Source organism: Mycobacterium sp. NGS40 (genome assembly GCF_059812735.1).
Map to the genome: position 1 here is coordinate 206,076 of NZ_JCALDG010000008.1, position 14,750 is coordinate 220,825.

13 protein-coding genes are annotated in these 14,750 nt (G+C 68.3%); 12 read left to right on the top strand and 1 reads right to left on the bottom strand.

The features are described from left to right. Positions 1–387 precede the first annotated feature (387 nt). The gene (locus tag AC5Y5O_RS14775; protein WP_500025662.1) at positions 388–1,200 is read right to left on the bottom strand and encodes a thioesterase II family protein; all 813 of its coding nucleotides are present in this window, start codon (positions 1,198–1,200) and stop codon (positions 388–390) included. Between the two features lie 133 nt (positions 1,201–1,333). Here AC5Y5O_RS14775 and sepIVA point away from each other — a divergent pair, with 133 nt between their 5' ends. The 12 genes from sepIVA (at position 1,334) to AC5Y5O_RS14835 (ending at position 14,749) form a co-directional block, all read left to right on the top strand. Further along, positions 1,334–2,071 carry a cell division protein SepIVA gene (sepIVA, locus tag AC5Y5O_RS14780; RefSeq protein WP_096290981.1) on the top strand — a complete coding sequence of 246 codons (738 nt, stop codon included), beginning with the start codon at positions 1,334–1,336 and terminating at the stop codon, positions 2,069–2,071. 97 nt (positions 2,072–2,168) lie between these two features. Continuing rightward, positions 2,169–2,780: a YceD family protein gene (locus AC5Y5O_RS14785; RefSeq protein WP_207768486.1), complete on the top strand. Its 612-nt coding sequence runs from the start codon at positions 2,169–2,171 to the stop codon at positions 2,778–2,780. After that, the gene (gene rnc / locus AC5Y5O_RS14790) at positions 2,777–3,490 is read left to right on the top strand and encodes a ribonuclease III (protein WP_096286040.1); all 714 of its coding nucleotides are present in this window, start codon (positions 2,777–2,779) and stop codon (positions 3,488–3,490) included. The genes AC5Y5O_RS14785 and rnc overlap by 4 nt, the downstream gene beginning before the upstream one ends. 15 nt (positions 3,491–3,505) lie before the next feature. Further along, positions 3,506–4,354 carry a DNA-formamidopyrimidine glycosylase gene (mutM, locus tag AC5Y5O_RS14795; protein WP_096286042.1) on the top strand — a complete coding sequence of 283 codons (849 nt, stop codon included), beginning with the start codon at positions 3,506–3,508 and terminating at the stop codon, positions 4,352–4,354. 86 nt (positions 4,355–4,440) lie between these two features. Next, entirely contained in the window at positions 4,441–4,725 is a 285-nt protein-coding gene (locus tag AC5Y5O_RS14800; RefSeq protein ID WP_500025635.1) for a FeoA family protein, read from the top strand. Continuing rightward, positions 4,722–6,635 carry a ferrous iron transporter B gene (gene feoB / locus AC5Y5O_RS14805; protein WP_096286044.1) on the top strand — a complete coding sequence of 638 codons (1,914 nt, stop codon included), beginning with the start codon at positions 4,722–4,724 and terminating at the stop codon, positions 6,633–6,635. Before AC5Y5O_RS14800 ends, feoB begins: the two co-directional genes overlap by 4 nt. After that, complete coding sequence (locus tag AC5Y5O_RS14810; RefSeq protein ID WP_500025636.1) at positions 6,632–7,195, top strand: NifU family protein; 564 nt, start codon at positions 6,632–6,634, stop codon at positions 7,193–7,195. The genes feoB and AC5Y5O_RS14810 overlap by 4 nt, the downstream gene beginning before the upstream one ends. Before the next feature lie 34 nt (positions 7,196–7,229). After that, complete coding sequence (locus tag AC5Y5O_RS14815) at positions 7,230–7,655, top strand: OsmC family protein (protein ID WP_096286048.1); 426 nt, start codon at positions 7,230–7,232, stop codon at positions 7,653–7,655. Beyond that, positions 7,642–7,935 (top strand): acylphosphatase, encoded by a 294-nt coding sequence (locus AC5Y5O_RS14820; protein ID WP_096286050.1) that lies wholly within the window; start codon positions 7,642–7,644, stop codon positions 7,933–7,935. Before AC5Y5O_RS14815 ends, AC5Y5O_RS14820 begins: the two co-directional genes overlap by 14 nt. A gap of 214 nt (positions 7,936–8,149) precedes the next feature. Continuing rightward, complete coding sequence (gene smc, locus AC5Y5O_RS14825) at positions 8,150–11,749, top strand: chromosome segregation protein SMC (protein ID WP_500025637.1); 3,600 nt, start codon at positions 8,150–8,152, stop codon at positions 11,747–11,749. Positions 11,750–11,807: 58 nt separating this feature from the next. Further along, complete coding sequence (ftsY, locus tag AC5Y5O_RS14830; RefSeq protein ID WP_500025638.1) at positions 11,808–13,184, top strand: signal recognition particle-docking protein FtsY; 1,377 nt, start codon at positions 11,808–11,810, stop codon at positions 13,182–13,184. Between the two features lie 158 nt (positions 13,185–13,342). Continuing rightward, positions 13,343–14,749 carry an ammonium transporter gene (locus AC5Y5O_RS14835; RefSeq protein ID WP_096286056.1) on the top strand — a complete coding sequence of 469 codons (1,407 nt, stop codon included), beginning with the start codon at positions 13,343–13,345 and terminating at the stop codon, positions 14,747–14,749. Position 14,750 lies beyond the last annotated feature (1 nt).

A 14,750-nucleotide genomic window follows, 5' to 3' on the forward strand; every position in this document is an offset into this window, starting at 1 on the left:
GAGAAATCCACAGATTTTGGGGCGGCGCCGTCTCGCCTTATTTTGCGCACGTCTACTATAGTGCTAGGTCCTCACGTTACTGCAGCTCAGCGCGGGTATCCAGCCGCGTGATTGGTGGTGCTGGTGGGGCAGGTGTTGTGATTAAAGGTCAGGGTGAGATGAATCTCACCTGCTCACCCAATCCGTGCAGCGCCGCGTTCTGGGACCTGCGCACCATTTTCACCAAGCAACATCTCACCCGCCGCGGGATGACCGGTGGCGGCGGTCGACCGCCCGGCACGGCCGCACGTGGTGTCGCTATTGCACCTGCGTCGAACGGCCGCGCGGCGAATGCCTGGCGGCGATCGGTCCGGGGCACCGCGGATCGCCGGGTGACAGCTCGTTCAGCTAACTTTGGCCGGGGGCGTTGAGGACGACCGCCTCGATGTCCTTGACCAGCTCTGGCAAGTGAGCGTTGAGGTAGAAATGATCTCCGGGGAACACCCGGATGGAGAACTCCGCGGTGGTGCGATCGGCCCAGGCCGTCATGTTCTCCTCCGCCACGATGAGGTCGTCATCAGCGACGAATGCGTGGATCGGGCATGCCAGCTTTATCTCCGGGGGCCGGGTGTAGGCCGCAATGGTCCGGACGCTTTGCAATGTGGGCAGGATGCTCGAGGCGAATTCGTCATTTGCCAAATGCTCGGGATTCGTCTCGGTGACCTGGGCTACCAGGCTCAATATCTCGTGGTCGGATCCCTGCAATTCCTTGTAGCGGATGTGACCCGGCGCCGCGCACGACGATATGAACAGCGCACTGATCGGGTGTCCGGCCGATTGGAATCTCAGGGCCACCTCGAACGCGGCGAGCCCGCCCATGCTGTGTCCGAAAAATGCGACCTGACCTCCGGCTTTGGCGGCCGGCGCCATCATGTTGAAAATTTCGTCGGCAAACTCGGGAATGCTGGCGAGTTCGGTCAGCCCGCGGTCGCGCCGGCTCGGGTATTGCACGGCCACCCGTTTGATATCCGCGGAGAACGCCTTGGCAAACGGCACATAATAGGTCGCGGATCCGCCGGCATGCGGAAATATGAATAACGTCGGCGGCGGCGCGTTCACCGGCTCAGCGTATCGCGGTGCGGTTGATTGCCCGGCCACCGCCGTGTGATCGCCTGGGCGGTGGCGCGAGGATGCTGACCTGCGCGGGCGATGTCGCCAAATTCCTGGAAGAATCCGTTTTCGAAGCTGGGTGTGGCCAATGCCCGACACACCGGTGTCGCCACCGCCGTCACAGAGGTAACACCAGGCACACTGGTAACAACGATGGTTTTCCGGAAGCCAGGAGGGTATGGCCGTGTACCGAGTCTTTGAAGCGCTTGATGAATTGGGCGCCATTGTCGAAGAAGCCCGCGGCGTGCCGATGACGGCGGGCTGTGTGGTGCCTCGCGGTGACGTGCTGGAGTTGATCGACGACATCAAAGACGCGATCCCCGGCGAGCTGGACGACGCCCAGGACGTGCTTGATGCCCGCGATTCGATGCTGTCCGACGCCAAGTCGCACGCCGAATCCATGGTCTCCTCGGCAACCACCGAGTCGGAGTCGCTGCTGAACCACTCCCGTGCGGAGGCCGACCGGCTGCTCTCCGATGCCAAGGCGCAGGCCGACCGGATGGTCAACGAGGCGCGTCAGCACAGCGAGCGGATGGTCGGCGAAGCCCGCGAGGAAGCGATACGCATCGCCACGGCGGCCAAGCGGGAATACGAGGCCAGCGTCAGCCGCGCCCAGGCCGAAGCCGACCGGCTGATCGAGAACGGCAACATCTCCTACGAGAAGGCCGTGCAAGAGGGCATCAAGGAGCAGCAGCGCCTGGTCTCGCAGAACGAGGTCGTGCAGGCGGCCAATGCGGAGTCGACCCGCCTGATCGACACCGCACACGCCGAGGCCGATCGGCTGCGCGGGGAGTGCGACATCTATGTCGACAACAAACTGGCCGAGTTCGAGGAGTTCCTCAACGGCACGCTGCGTTCGGTGGGGCGTGGTCGCCACCAACTCCGTACCGCCGCCGGCACGCACGACTACGCGACCCGCTAAGGACAGCAACACCCTCGGCTCCGGCCGAGCATAGCCACCTGGGCGAATGGTCGAAGCGCCGCTCGGAGCACCTGGACGGCGCCGTAAGATTTTTTCCATGGCGCGCGAACACAGCACTACTGCGCAGCAGCATCCGGCTTCGCCGATGACGGTGGACGTCACCCGGCTCGGGCGACGACCGGGATCGATGGTGACGCTACGTCACACCGTGCCCAGCCCGTTGCGCATCGGATTGGACATGATCGCGATCCCGCAGGGCGCTCCGCTGGACATGGATCTACGGGTCGAATCGGTGTCGGAAGGCGTGCTCGTCACCGGGACCGTGTCGGGGCCGACGGTCGGCGAGTGCTCGCGGTGCCTGACCGAGGTGCACGGGAACGTGCAGGTCGGCTTGACCGAACTGTTCGCCTACCCGGACAGCACCACCGAGGCGACCACCGAGGAAGACGAGGTCGGCCGGGTCGTCGACGACCGCATCGACCTCGAGCAGTCGATCATCGATGCCGTCGGACTCGACCTTCCGTTCGCGCCGGTATGCCGACCGGATTGCCCCGGGTTGTGCCCGGAGTGCGGCGTGGCGCTGGCCAATGACCCCGGCCACCACCACGACACCATCGATCCGCGATGGGCCAAGCTGGTGGACATGCTCTCCGACGACCTCTCCGACGACGATGCCGCGGACTCGGACGCCTCGCGGGGTGACCGGTGACTTCGCGGCAACCTCTGCTCGACGCGCTCGGGGTCGACCTGCCCGAGGAGCTGCTCTCGTTGGCGTTGACCCACCGCAGCTACGCCTATGAGCACGGCGGACTGCCGACCAACGAGCGGCTGGAGTTTTTGGGCGACGCCGTACTGGGCCTGACGGTCACCGACGAGCTCTACCACCGTCATCCCGACCGTTCCGAAGGCGACCTGGCCAAACTGCGCGCCAGTGTCGTCAACACCCAGGCGCTGGCCGACGTCGGGCGGCACCTGTGCGACGGCGGACTGGGCGTCCACCTGCTGCTGGGGCGCGGCGAAGCGAACACCGGCGGGGCCGACAAGTCGAGCATCCTGGCCGACGGCATGGAGTCGCTGCTCGGCGCGATCTACTTGGCGCACGGCATCGAATCCGCGCGCGAGGTGATCCTGCGCTTGTTCGGTGCGCTGCTCGACGCCGCGCCGACGCTGGGCGCCGGGCTGGACTGGAAGACCAGCCTGCAGGAGCTCACCGCGGCGCGCGGCATGGGCGCGCCGTCCTACCTGGTCACCTCCACCGGCCCGGACCACGACAAGGAATTCACGGCCGTCGTCGTCGTGATGGAGACCGAATACGGGTCGGGTGTCGGCCGCTCGAAGAAGGAAGCCGAGCAGAAGGCGGCCGCCGCGACCTGGAAAACGCTGGAAGCGTTGGACACCGCGGGGACCACATCTATCTGAATGGTGCCCGTCTAGATGCCCGAGCTGCCCGAAGTCGAGGTGGTGCGCCGCGGTCTGCACGCCCATGTCGTGGGCAAGACGATCACCGCGGTTCGGGTGCACCACCCCCGCGCGGTGCGCCGCCACGAAGCCGGTCCCGCCGACCTCACGGCCCGGCTGCTCGACGCGCGGATCGAGGGAACCGACCGGCGCGGCAAGTACCTGTGGATGCTGCTCGACGGTGACGTCGCGCTGGTCGTCCACCTCGGTATGAGCGGGCAGATGCTGCTCGGCAAGGTGCCGCGGGCTGATCACGTCCGGATCTCGGCGTTGCTCGACGACGGGACCGTGCTGAGCTTCGCCGACCAGCGGACCTTCGGCGGCTGGATGCTGGCCGAACTCATAGAAATCGACGGCAGCGTGGTGCCGCAGCCCGTCGCGCACCTGGCGCGCGATCCGCTGGACCCCCGGTTCGACATCGACGCCGTCGTAAAAGTGTTGCGGGGCAAGCATTCCGAAATCAAACGTCAGCTGCTGGATCAACAGGTGGTGTCGGGCATCGGCAACATCTACGCCGACGAAGCGTTGTGGCGGGCCAAAGTTCATGGTGCCCGGGTGGCGGACACGCTGTCCCGCCGCCAGCTGACCGCCGTGCTGGACGCCGCCGCGGCGGTGATGGGCGAGGCACTCGCCAAGGGCGGGACCTCGTTCGATTCGTTGTATGTCAACGTCAACGGCCAATCGGGCTACTTCGACCGATCGCTGGATGCCTATGGGCGCGAAGGCGAGAACTGCCGGCGCTGCGGTGCGGTGATCCGCCGCGAGAAGTTCATGAACCGCTCGTCGTTCTACTGTCCGCGGTGTCAACCCCGCCCACGCCGTTAGGACTTTCTCGCGCAAAGCTGAGGCTATCCTCAGCATCGTGAGGTTATCCTTACCGAGATGATGAACCTCCGGCGTTGGAGCGGTTAATGCGCGATTCGGTGCGAGATGCAGACCGTGTTGCGGGTTCGCCCACCGTGCTGGCGCAGCTGTCGCCGGGCGAGCGGGCGACGATCCTGGGCGTGACGCCGGCGGCCTCCACCGTGGTGGCGGGCCGCCTGCGGCAGCTGGGATTTCGGCCGGCCTCCGACGTCCAGGTGATCCGCCGCGCACCGATGGGTGACCCGACCATCTACCGGGTTCAGGACACCGAACTATGCCTGCGCCGGCGCGAGGCGCGGCTGATCGAGGTCACCCCCGGGACCGGCGCATGACGTCCTGCCACGAAGAAGGCGGCTCCGGGGTCGCCGTTGCGGGCAAGGCAAGGATCGCCCTGGTGGGAAGTCCCAATGCGGGCAAGACGTCGGTGTTCAATCACCTGACCGGATTGCGTGCCAAGACCGGTAACTACCCGGGCGTCACCGTCGGGCGCAGCGTCGGCATCACCAAGGTCGACGGCGTCGAGGTCGCCATCGAGGACCTGCCCGGCACCTACAGTCTCGACCCGATCAGCCCGGACGAGCAGGTGGTCTCCGACCTGTTGGGCGGCGAGGTGTACGGCGACGGGCCGCCCGACGCGATCGTCATCGTCGCCGACGCCACCACGCTGCACCGCTCGGTGATTCTGCTGGCTCAGGTGCTGCGGCTCGACCTGCCGTGCCTGGTGGTGCTGACCATGACCGACGAGCTGACCGCGCGCGGTGGCGGCATCTCCGTCGACGCGCTGGCGACGGCGCTGGGTGTCCCGGTGGTCGCGGTGGTGGCCAACCGCGGGGTGGGCATCGATACCCTGCGCGCCCAACTGGTGTCCTTCCACCAATGGCAACGGCCCCCGGTCCTGCCGCCGGCCGATGACGACGCCATCGACGGCTGGGGCAAGTCGGTGCTGGATGCGGCCTATTACCACGCGCCCCAACCGGATCGGCGGACGCGACGCATCGACGCCGTAGTGCTGCACCCGCTATGGGGGACGGTGATCTTCTTCGCGGTGATGTTCTGCTTCTTCCAGGTCGTCTTCACCGTCGCCGCACCCCTGCAGGATCAGGTGGGGGACTGGCTCAACTCGTTGGGCACTCTGGTCAGCAATCACGTCGGCAACTACGTCGTGCGCGGGCTGCTCGGCCAGGGGCTGATCGGCGGCGTCGGAACGGTGCTGCAGTTCATCCCGCAGATCGTGTTGTTGTTCCTGCTGATCGCGCTGCTGGAGAATGTCGGCTACATGGCGCGCGCCGCATTCCTGATGGACAGGGTGATGGCCTCGACGGGGCTGGAAGGTCGCGCCTTCGTCGCGATGCTCTCGTCGTTCGCCTGCGCCATCCCCGGGATCATGGCCACCCGGACGCTGCCGTCGTCGCGGGACCGGATCGCCACCATCATCACGGCGCCGCTGATGACCTGCTCGGCGCGGCTTCCGGTGTTCACGCTGTTGGTCGGCATCCTCGTGTCCCCGAAGACGCACTGGGGCGGGTTGAGCGCCCAGGGCGTCGCGATGTTCGCGCTCTACGTCTGTGGCGGCACCTCCGCCCTGATCGCCGCCGCGGTGTTCAAATCGACGATCCTGCGCAGCGATCTGCTGCCGTTCACGATGGAGCTTCCGCCCTATCGCTTCCCCTCACCCAAGAACGTGCTGATCACGATGTGGGATTCGGCGAAGATGTTCTTGCGCAAGGCCGGAACCATCATCTTGGGCACCTCGGTCGTGCTGTGGGTGCTGCTCAATCTGCCGGCGCGCCAAGCCGAGACCGCGAAGTTGTCGCCGGCCGACGCGACCGCCTACGTGATGGACCACAGCTTGGCCGCCGACCTCGGCAAGGCGGTCGGGCCGGTGTTCAAGCCGCTCGGATTCGATTGGCACGTCAACATCGCCCTGCTCGGTTCGATGTCGGCGCGCGAAGTGTTCGTGTCCACCCTGGGGCAGGTCGCGGCGGCGGAGAGCCCCGACGATCCGCACGAAGCGCTGGTCTCGTTGACCGACGACGAAGGCCACCAGGTGTTCACCGCGCCGACGGTCATCGCGCTGATGGCGTACTTCATCTATGCGCTGCAATGTATGTCGACCGTTGCGGTGATGCGCCGCGAGACCAACTCGTGGAAATGGCCCGCGATCGCGTGGTCCTACATGTTCGTCCTGGCCTGGCTGATGGCGTTTGCCGCCCGGTCGGTCGCGATAGCGCTGGGCGCATGATTCCGCTGCACGCCACGGCCACCGACGACCCGCGCCGGCTGCGCTGGGTGGTCGCGGCCGATCACCTGCCGCCGCATGGCACGGTCCGGGTCGCACCGGGCCGGCTGGGCGCCCTGCTGCGGGCCCGCGTGATCGACGAAATCGTGGTGGGTCCCGGCGGCATCCTGATCACGGTGGCCGGCACCTGGCGTGAACTGGGCGACGAGATCCGCGAGGCGCTCAGCGAGGCGCTGCAGCACCCGGGGAGTTGGACGGTCGACGAAACCCCTTTTGCCGCAGGCACTTTGGAAGCCGCGGTAACGGAGCTGCTGGCCGGCCCGGTGGGTGCGCTGGCCGCCTCGCACGGCGGATCGATCGAGCTGGTCTCGGTGGTCGGCCACCACGTGACGGTGCGGCTGGCCGGCGCCTGCGACGGATGCCCTGGCGCGTCGGCCACGCTGCGCGACGCGCTGGAGCGCGAGCTGCGCCGGCGCGTCGACGATCAGGTAGTTGTCTCGTCCGAAAACCATTCGCCCTCACCATCTTTCGGTAAGAAGCTGCTGTCGTTGATAGTCCGCTGAGCGCGTCTTCGCTCGTCCCCGGTAGAAATGAGCCATGACGGAACTGTGGGTCGAACGCACCGGGACACGCCGCTACACCGGCCATAGCTCGCGGGGCGCGCAGGTTCTTGTCGGCTCCGAGGACGTCGAGGGCGTGTTCACCCCCGGCGAGCTGCTCAAGATCGCGCTCGCCGCATGCAGCGGGATGTCCAGTGACCAGCCGCTGGCCCGCCGGCTCGGCGACGACTACCACGCGGTGGTCCGGGTGTCCGGCGACGCCGACCGTGACGAAGAGGTCTATCCACTGCTCTCCGAAACTCTCGAGCTGGACCTGTCCGGACTGTCCGACGACGACAGGGAACGCCTGCTGGTGGTCGTGAACCGCGCGATCGATCTGGTCTGCACCGTGGGGCGCACCCTGAAGGCGGGTACCACGGTCAAGTTCGAGATCGCCTCCGAAACCAAAAATGCCGGGTCCTGACGTCCGGCTCACCGCCTGGGTGCACGGCATGGTCCAGGGTGTGGGTTTTCGCTGGTGGACTCGCTGCCGGGCGCTGGAGCTGGGCCTGACCGGCTACGCCGCCAACCAGGCCGACGGCCGTGTCCTGGTCGTCGCCCACGGGCCGCGGGAAGCCGGCGAGAAATTGCTGGAGCTGCTCGAAGGCGGTCATTCCTGGCCGTCCCGGCCCGGTCGTGTCGACAAGGTCGTGGCCGAGTGGTCGCAGCCGCGGGAGCAATTCGAGGGGTTCGTCGAGCGGTAACGGCGACCGCATCGCCGAGCGTCACACTGGCGTGGCACCAGACCGCGACGGTCACGCTGGCGTGACGCTCGCCGGGAGGCGCATCGCCTTTTCAGTGACTGAAGTGGCCACTGTGGCCAGTGCGGCAGAGTGTGAACACCGGGTGTATTTCAAGCGAGCCGACACCCCGCGGTGACGGCGAGTCGGGGCGATTTGAGCGGTAGTCTGGCTCGCCGTGTACCTCAAGAGTCTGACGCTGAAGGGCTTCAAGTCCTTCGCTTCGCCGACGACTCTGCGCTTCGAGCCGGGCATTACCGCCGTCGTCGGACCCAACGGCTCCGGCAAATCCAACGTGGTGGACGCGCTGGCGTGGGTGATGGGGGAGCAGGGCGCCAAGACGCTGCGCGGCGGGAAGATGGAAGACGTCATCTTCGCCGGCACCTCGTCGCGCGCCCCGCTGGGCCGCGCCGAAGTCACCGTGACGATCGACAACGCCGACAACGCGCTGCCGATCGAGTACTCCGAGGTGTCGATCACCCGGCGGATGTTCCGCGACGGCGCCAGTGAGTACGAAATCAACGGCGCCGGTTGCCGTTTGATGGACGTCCAGGAGCTGCTGAGCGACTCCGGCATCGGTCGCGAGATGCACGTGATCGTGGGACAGGGCAAGCTCGACGAGATCCTGCAGTCGCGACCCGAGGACCGCCGCGCGTTCATCGAGGAAGCCGCGGGTGTGCTCAAGCACCGCAAGCGCAAGGAGAAGGCCCTGCGCAAGCTCGACGCGATGCAGGCCAACCTGGCGCGGCTCACCGACCTGACCACCGAGCTGCGGCGCCAGCTCAAACCACTGGGCCGCCAGGCCGAGGTGGCCCGACGTGCGGCGACCATCCAAGCCGACCTGCGCGACGCGCGGCTGCGGCTGGCCGCCGACGACCTGGTCAACCGGCAGGTGCAGCGCGACGCGATCCTGGAGGCCGAGGCCACCATGCGCCGCGAGCACGACGAGGCCGCCGGCCGGCTGGCCGTGGCTTCGGAGGAGCTGACCGCGCACGAGACGGCGCTGGCCGAGCTGTCGGTGCGCGCCGAGTCGGTCCAGCACACCTGGTTCGGCCTGTCGGCCCTGGCCGAACGGGTAGGCGCCACGGTGCGCATCGCCAGCGAGCGTGCCCAGCACCTGGATCTCGAGCCGGTGGCGACCAGCGACACCGACCCGGACGCACTGGACGCCGAGGCCGAGCAGGTCGCGGCCGCCGAGCGCGAGCTGCTGGCTGAGCTGGATGCCGCCCGGACCCGGCTGGAGACCGCCCGCGCCGAGTTGTCCGAGCGGGAACGTGAGGCCGCCGAGGCCGACCGGGCGCACTTGGCCGCCGTGCGGGCCGAGGCCGACCGTCGCGAGGGCCTGGCCCGGCTGGCCGGTCAGGTCGAGACCATGCGGGCCCGGGTCGAATCGATCGACGACAGCGTCGCGCGGCTGTCCGAGCGCATCGAACACGGCGCGGCCCGCGCGCAGCAGGCCCGCGCGGAGTTCGAAACCGTGCAGGGCCGCGTCGGCGAACTCGATCAGGGCGAGGTCGGCCTGGACGAGCATCACGAGCGGACGGTGGCCGCACTGCGGTTGGCCGACGAGCGCGTCGCCGAGCTGCAGGCCAGCGAGCGCGAGGCCGAGCGCCGGGTGGCGTCGCTGCGGGCCCGCATCGATGCGCTCTCGGTCGGGCTCGAGCGCAAGGACGGTGCGGCGTGGCTCACCCAAAACCACAGTGGCGCAGGGCTTTTCGGGCCCGTCGCGAAGCTGGTCAAGGTCCGTTCCGGCTATGAAACGGCACTGGCCGCGGTGCTGGGATCCGCGGCGGACGCGCTGGCCGCCGAAAACTTCGGCGCCGCCCGGTCCGCGGTCGCCGCGCTGAAGCAGGCCGACGGCGGCCGCGCTGCGCTGGTGCTGGGAGACTGGCCGGCCGATCATCCCCCGCCCGCGGCACCGCTACCCGACGGCGCGCTGTGGGCGCTCGACCTGGTCGAGGCGCCGCAGCGGCTGCGGGGCGCGATGGTGGCCATGCTGTCCGGCGTCGCGGTGGTCAGCGACCTGGGCGCGGCGCTGGATCTGGTCGCGGGCCGGCCGCAGTTGCGCGCGGTCACCCTCGACGGCGACCTGGTCGGCCGCGGCTGGGTGAGCGGCGGTTCGGACCGCAAGCCGTCGACCCTGGAGCTCACCTCGGAGATCGACAAGGCCGGCAGCGAGCTGGCCGCCGCGGAGTCGCAGGTGGCGCAGTTTTCCGCCGCCCTGTCCGGCGCCTTGACCGAGCAGCGCGGGCGCCAAGACTCGGCCGAGCAGGCGCTGGCCGCGCTCAACGAGTCCGACACCGAGATCTCGGCGATGTACGAGCAGCTGGGCCGGCTCGGGCAGGACGCCCGCACCGCCGAGGAGGAGTGGAACCGGCTGCTGCGCCAGCGCGAGGAGCTGGAGGCCGGGCGCGCCCAGACCGTCGAAGAGGTCACCGAACTCGAGACCCGGCTCCGCAACGCCCAGGCCAGCCAGCTCGCCCCCGCGGAAGACCCCGTCGATCGTCAGCGGATCGCCGCGGCGGCCGACACCGCCCGCGGCGTCGAGGTGGAGGCCCGGCTCGCGGTGCGCACCGCCGAGGAGCGGGCCAACGCCGTGCGCGGCCGGGCCGATTCGTTGCGCCGCGCGGCCGCCGCGGAACGTGAGGCGCGGGTGCGCGCCCAGCAGGCACACGCCGCGCGACTGCGGGCGGCCGCGGTGGCCGCGGCGGTGGCCGACGCCGGCCGGCTGCTCGCGGAGCGGCTGAACCGGGTGGTGGCCGCCGCATCGCAGATCCGCGACGCGATGGTCGCCGAACGCGAGGCGCGGTCGACGGCGATGGCGGCGGTGCGCAACGAGGTGCACACGCTGAGCACCCGGGTAGCGACACTGACCGACTCGCTGCACCGCGACGAGGTGGCCAACGCCCAGGCGGCGCTGCGCATCGAGCAGCTCGAACAAATGGTGCTCGAGCAGTTCGGCATGAGCCCGGCGGATTTGATCGCCGAGTACGGGCCGGCGATCGCGCTGCCGCCCTCCGAGCTGGAGATGGCCGAGTTCGAGCTGGCCCGCGAGCGCGGCGAGCAGGTCACCGCGCCCGCGCCGATACCGTACGACCGGCCCACCCAGGAGCGGCGGGCCAAGCGCGCCGAGCGGGAACTGGCGGAGCTGGGCCGGGTCAATCCGCTGGCCCTCGAGGAGTTTGCCGCGCTCGAAGAGCGCTACAACTTCCTGTCCACCCAGCTCGAGGACGTCAAGGCGGCCCGTAAGGATCTGCTCGACGTGGTCGCCGACGTCGACGCCCGCATCCTGCAGGTGTTCAGCGAGGCGTTCGTCGACGTAGAGCGCGAATTCCAGGAAGTCTTCACGGTGCTGTTCCCCGGCGGCGAGGGCCGGCTACGGCTGACCAACCCGGACGACATGCTCACCACCGGCATCGAGGTGGAGGCGCGTCCGCCCGGCAAGAAGATCACCCGGTTGTCTTTGCTGTCCGGCGGCGAGAAGGCGCTGACCGCCGTCGCGATGCTGGTCGCGATCTTCCGCGCCCGCCCGTCGCCGTTCTACATCATGGACGAGGTCGAGGCCGCGCTCGACGACACCAACCTGCGCCGCCTGATCTCGCTGTTCGAGCTGCTGCGGGCTCACTCGCAGCTGCTGATCATCACCCACCAGAAGCCGACCATGGAGGTCGCCGACGCGCTCTACGGCGTCACCATGCAGGGCGACGGCATCACCGCGGTGATCTCGCAGCGTATGCGTGGACAAGAGGTCCAGCAGCTCGCCACCACGTCTTCTTAAGCGCCGGGCGGCGGCTGCCGCTGTCGGCTGCGCGGTGTGGCCCTGAAACAATGTCAGCGTGTCGCAAGGTCTTTGGATCGCCCTCGCCGTCCTCAGCGTTCTAGCCGCCCTGGTTGTCATCGTTGCGCTGGTCCTGGGGCTGACCCGGTACCGCCGCAGGCGGATCAACCTGACCCGGCCCGAGCCGGGCGCCCTGGACCGATCCGGGGGCTACGTCGCATCGTCGGGCATCACCTTCAGCCAGGGCGCGCCGACGGTCGACACCACCGGCCTGCCCGCGGTGGGCGACGACGCGACCATCCCGCGTGACGCGCCGCGGCGCACGATCTCCGACGTCCAGCTGCCGGCGCCGGAGGCCGAACCCGAGACCGTCACGCCGCCGCCGGTCGCTCCGCCGGTTCCGGAGCCGCCCGCCCCACCGCCAGCCCCACCGGTTCCCGAGTCGCCCGTCGCACCGGAGGCGCCCCCGGAAGCTGAACCGCAAGCCCCCGCGGCGGCCGAGATCGAGGAGATCGCGCCGACCGAGGGCCGGCTGGAACGCCTGCGCGGGCGGCTGGCGCGGTCCCAGAACGCGCTCGGGCGCAGCATGCTGGGCCTGATCGGCGGCGGCGACCTGGACGAAGACTCGTGGCAGGACGTCGAGGACACCCTCCTGATCGCCGACCTGGGCCCCGTCGTCACCGAATCGGTGGTCTCACAGCTGCGCAGCCGGCTGGCCAGCAGCAACGTCCGCACCGAGGCCGACGCCCGGGCGGTGCTGCGCGACGTGCTGATCAAAGAGCTGAAACCCGAGATGGATCGCTCGATTCGGGCACTGCCGCACGACGACCACCCGTCGGTGCTGCTGGTCGTCGGCGTCAACGGCACCGGCAAAACCACCACGGTCGGCAAACTGGCACGGGTGCTGGTGGCCGACGGCCGGCGGGTGGTGCTGGGCGCCGCCGACACCTTCCGGGCCGCGGCCGCCGATCAACTGCAGACCTGGGCGTCTCGGGTGGGTGCCGAAGTGGTGCGCGGCGCCGAGGGCTCCGATCCGGCGGCGGTGGCCTTCGATGCCGTCGACAAGGGCATCAACACCGGCGCCGACGTCGTGCTGATCGACACCGCGGGCCGCCTGCACACCAAAGTGGGCCTGATGGACGAGCTCGACAAGGTCAAACGCGTGGTAACCCGGCGTGCCGCCGTGGACGAGGTGTTGCTGGTCCTCGACGCCACGATCGGGCAGAACGGCCTGGCCCAGGCGAAGGTTTTCGCCGACGTCGTCGACATCACCGGCGCGGTCCTGACCAAGCTGGACGGAACGGCCAAGGGCGGCATCGTTTTCCGGGTGCAGCAGGAACTCGGCGTGCCCGTGAAACTGGTCGGCCTCGGTGAAGGCCCCGACGATTTGGCGCCTTTCGAGCCGGCCGCATTCGTGGACGCCCTGCTCGGCTGAAACCCCTTACACGGCGGCCGTTTCGTTAATGACGCCGAAACATGGTGGCCCCAACTCGGAAACAACCATTGCGCAAGGTTCTGGATCAGGTCATCAGGCACATGTCTGATGACCCGTTCAGGGCCGACCGGAGGTGATAGCGAGTGAGTTTCCCAGTAATGGGCCAGCCCAATACCGGCGATACCGCATGGATGCTGGCGAGTTCAGCGCTGGTGCTGTTGATGACGCCAGGTTTGGCATTCTTCTATGGCGGCATGGTGCGCGCCAGAAGTGTGCTCAACATGCTGATGATGAGCATCAGCGCCATGGGCGTGGTGACGGTGCTGTGGGTGTTATATGGCTATTCAGTTTCGTTCGGCACTGACGTTGGCAACGTCATGGGAAACCCGACGGAATACTTCGGTCTGAAGGGCCTGATCGGCGGTAACGCCGTGGCCGCCGACCCCACCAAGGGCGTTGCGGCGACCGACATTCCGCTGGCCGGCACGCTGCCGGCGACCGTGTTCGTGGCATTCCAGCTGATGTTCGCGATCATCACCGTCGCCCTGATCTCGGGCGCGGTGTCCGATCGGCTGAAGTTCAGCGCCTGGCTGGTCTTCTCCGGCCTGTGGGCGACGCTGGTCTACTTCCCGGTTGCGCACTGGGTCTTCGCGTTCGACGGCTTCGCCGCCGAGAAGGGTGGCTGGATCGCCAACAAGCTGCACGCGATCGACTTCGCCGGTGGGACCGCGGTCCATATCAACTCCGGTGCCGCGGGTCTGGCGCTGGCGCTGATTCTGGGTAAGCGCAAGGGCTGGCCCACGACGCTGTTCCGCCCGCACAACCTGCCGTTCGTGATGCTCGGCGCGGGCCTGCTGTGGTTCGGCTGGTACGGGTTCAACGCCGGATCGGCGACCAGCTCCAACGGCGCCGCCGGGTCGACCTTCATGACCACCACGATCGCGACGGCTGCGGCGATGCTGGCCTGGTTGCTCACCGAGCGCATTCGTGACGGACACGCCACGACGCTGGGAGCGGCGTCGGGCATCGTGGCCGGGCTGGTCGCGATCACGCCGTCCTGTTCGTCGGTGAACGCGTTGGGCGCGCTGATCATCGGTCTGGTGGCCGGCGTGCTGTGTGCGCTGGCGGTCGGGCTGAAGTTCAAGTTGGGCTTCGACGACTCGCTCGACGTGGTCGGTGTGCACCTGGTCGGCGGATTGGCGGGCACGCTGCTGGTGGGCCTGCTGGCCGCACCGGAGAGTGTGGCGATCAACGGCGTCACCGGCGTATCCAAGGGATTGTTCTACGGTGGCGGCTGGGATCAGCTGGAACGGCAGGCGGTCGGCGCGTTCAGCGTGCTGTTCTACTCGTTCACCGTGACGATTATCCTGGCGTTGATCCTGAAGTACACCATCGGGCTGCGGCTGAATCCTGAAGCGGAAGCTTCCGGCATCGATGAGGCCGAGCATGCGGAGAGCGGATACGATTTCGCCGTGGCCACGTCGTCAGTCCTTCCCCGTGCCACCCTGCCGGACAGCTCTAACGGACTGGACGTCGCAGTGGCCGAGAAAGTGGAGGCGGAATAAT

Coding starts and splice junctions, on each gene's coding strand:
- AC5Y5O_RS14785 (WP_207768486.1), top strand. CDS start 2,169: ATGGCGCGCGAACACAGCACTACTGCGCAGCAGCATCCGGCTTCGCCG.
- mutM (WP_096286042.1), top strand. CDS start 3,506: ATGCCCGAGCTGCCCGAAGTCGAGGTGGTGCGCCGCGGTCTGCACGCC.
- AC5Y5O_RS14800 (WP_500025635.1), top strand. CDS start 4,441: ATGCGCGATTCGGTGCGAGATGCAGACCGTGTTGCGGGTTCGCCCACC.
- feoB (WP_096286044.1), top strand. CDS start 4,722: ATGACGTCCTGCCACGAAGAAGGCGGCTCCGGGGTCGCCGTTGCGGGC.
- AC5Y5O_RS14810 (WP_500025636.1), top strand. CDS start 6,632: ATGATTCCGCTGCACGCCACGGCCACCGACGACCCGCGCCGGCTGCGC.
- AC5Y5O_RS14815 (WP_096286048.1), top strand. CDS start 7,230: ATGACGGAACTGTGGGTCGAACGCACCGGGACACGCCGCTACACCGGC.
- AC5Y5O_RS14820 (WP_096286050.1), top strand. CDS start 7,642: ATGCCGGGTCCTGACGTCCGGCTCACCGCCTGGGTGCACGGCATGGTC.
- AC5Y5O_RS14835 (WP_096286056.1), top strand. CDS start 13,343: ATGGGCCAGCCCAATACCGGCGATACCGCATGGATGCTGGCGAGTTCA.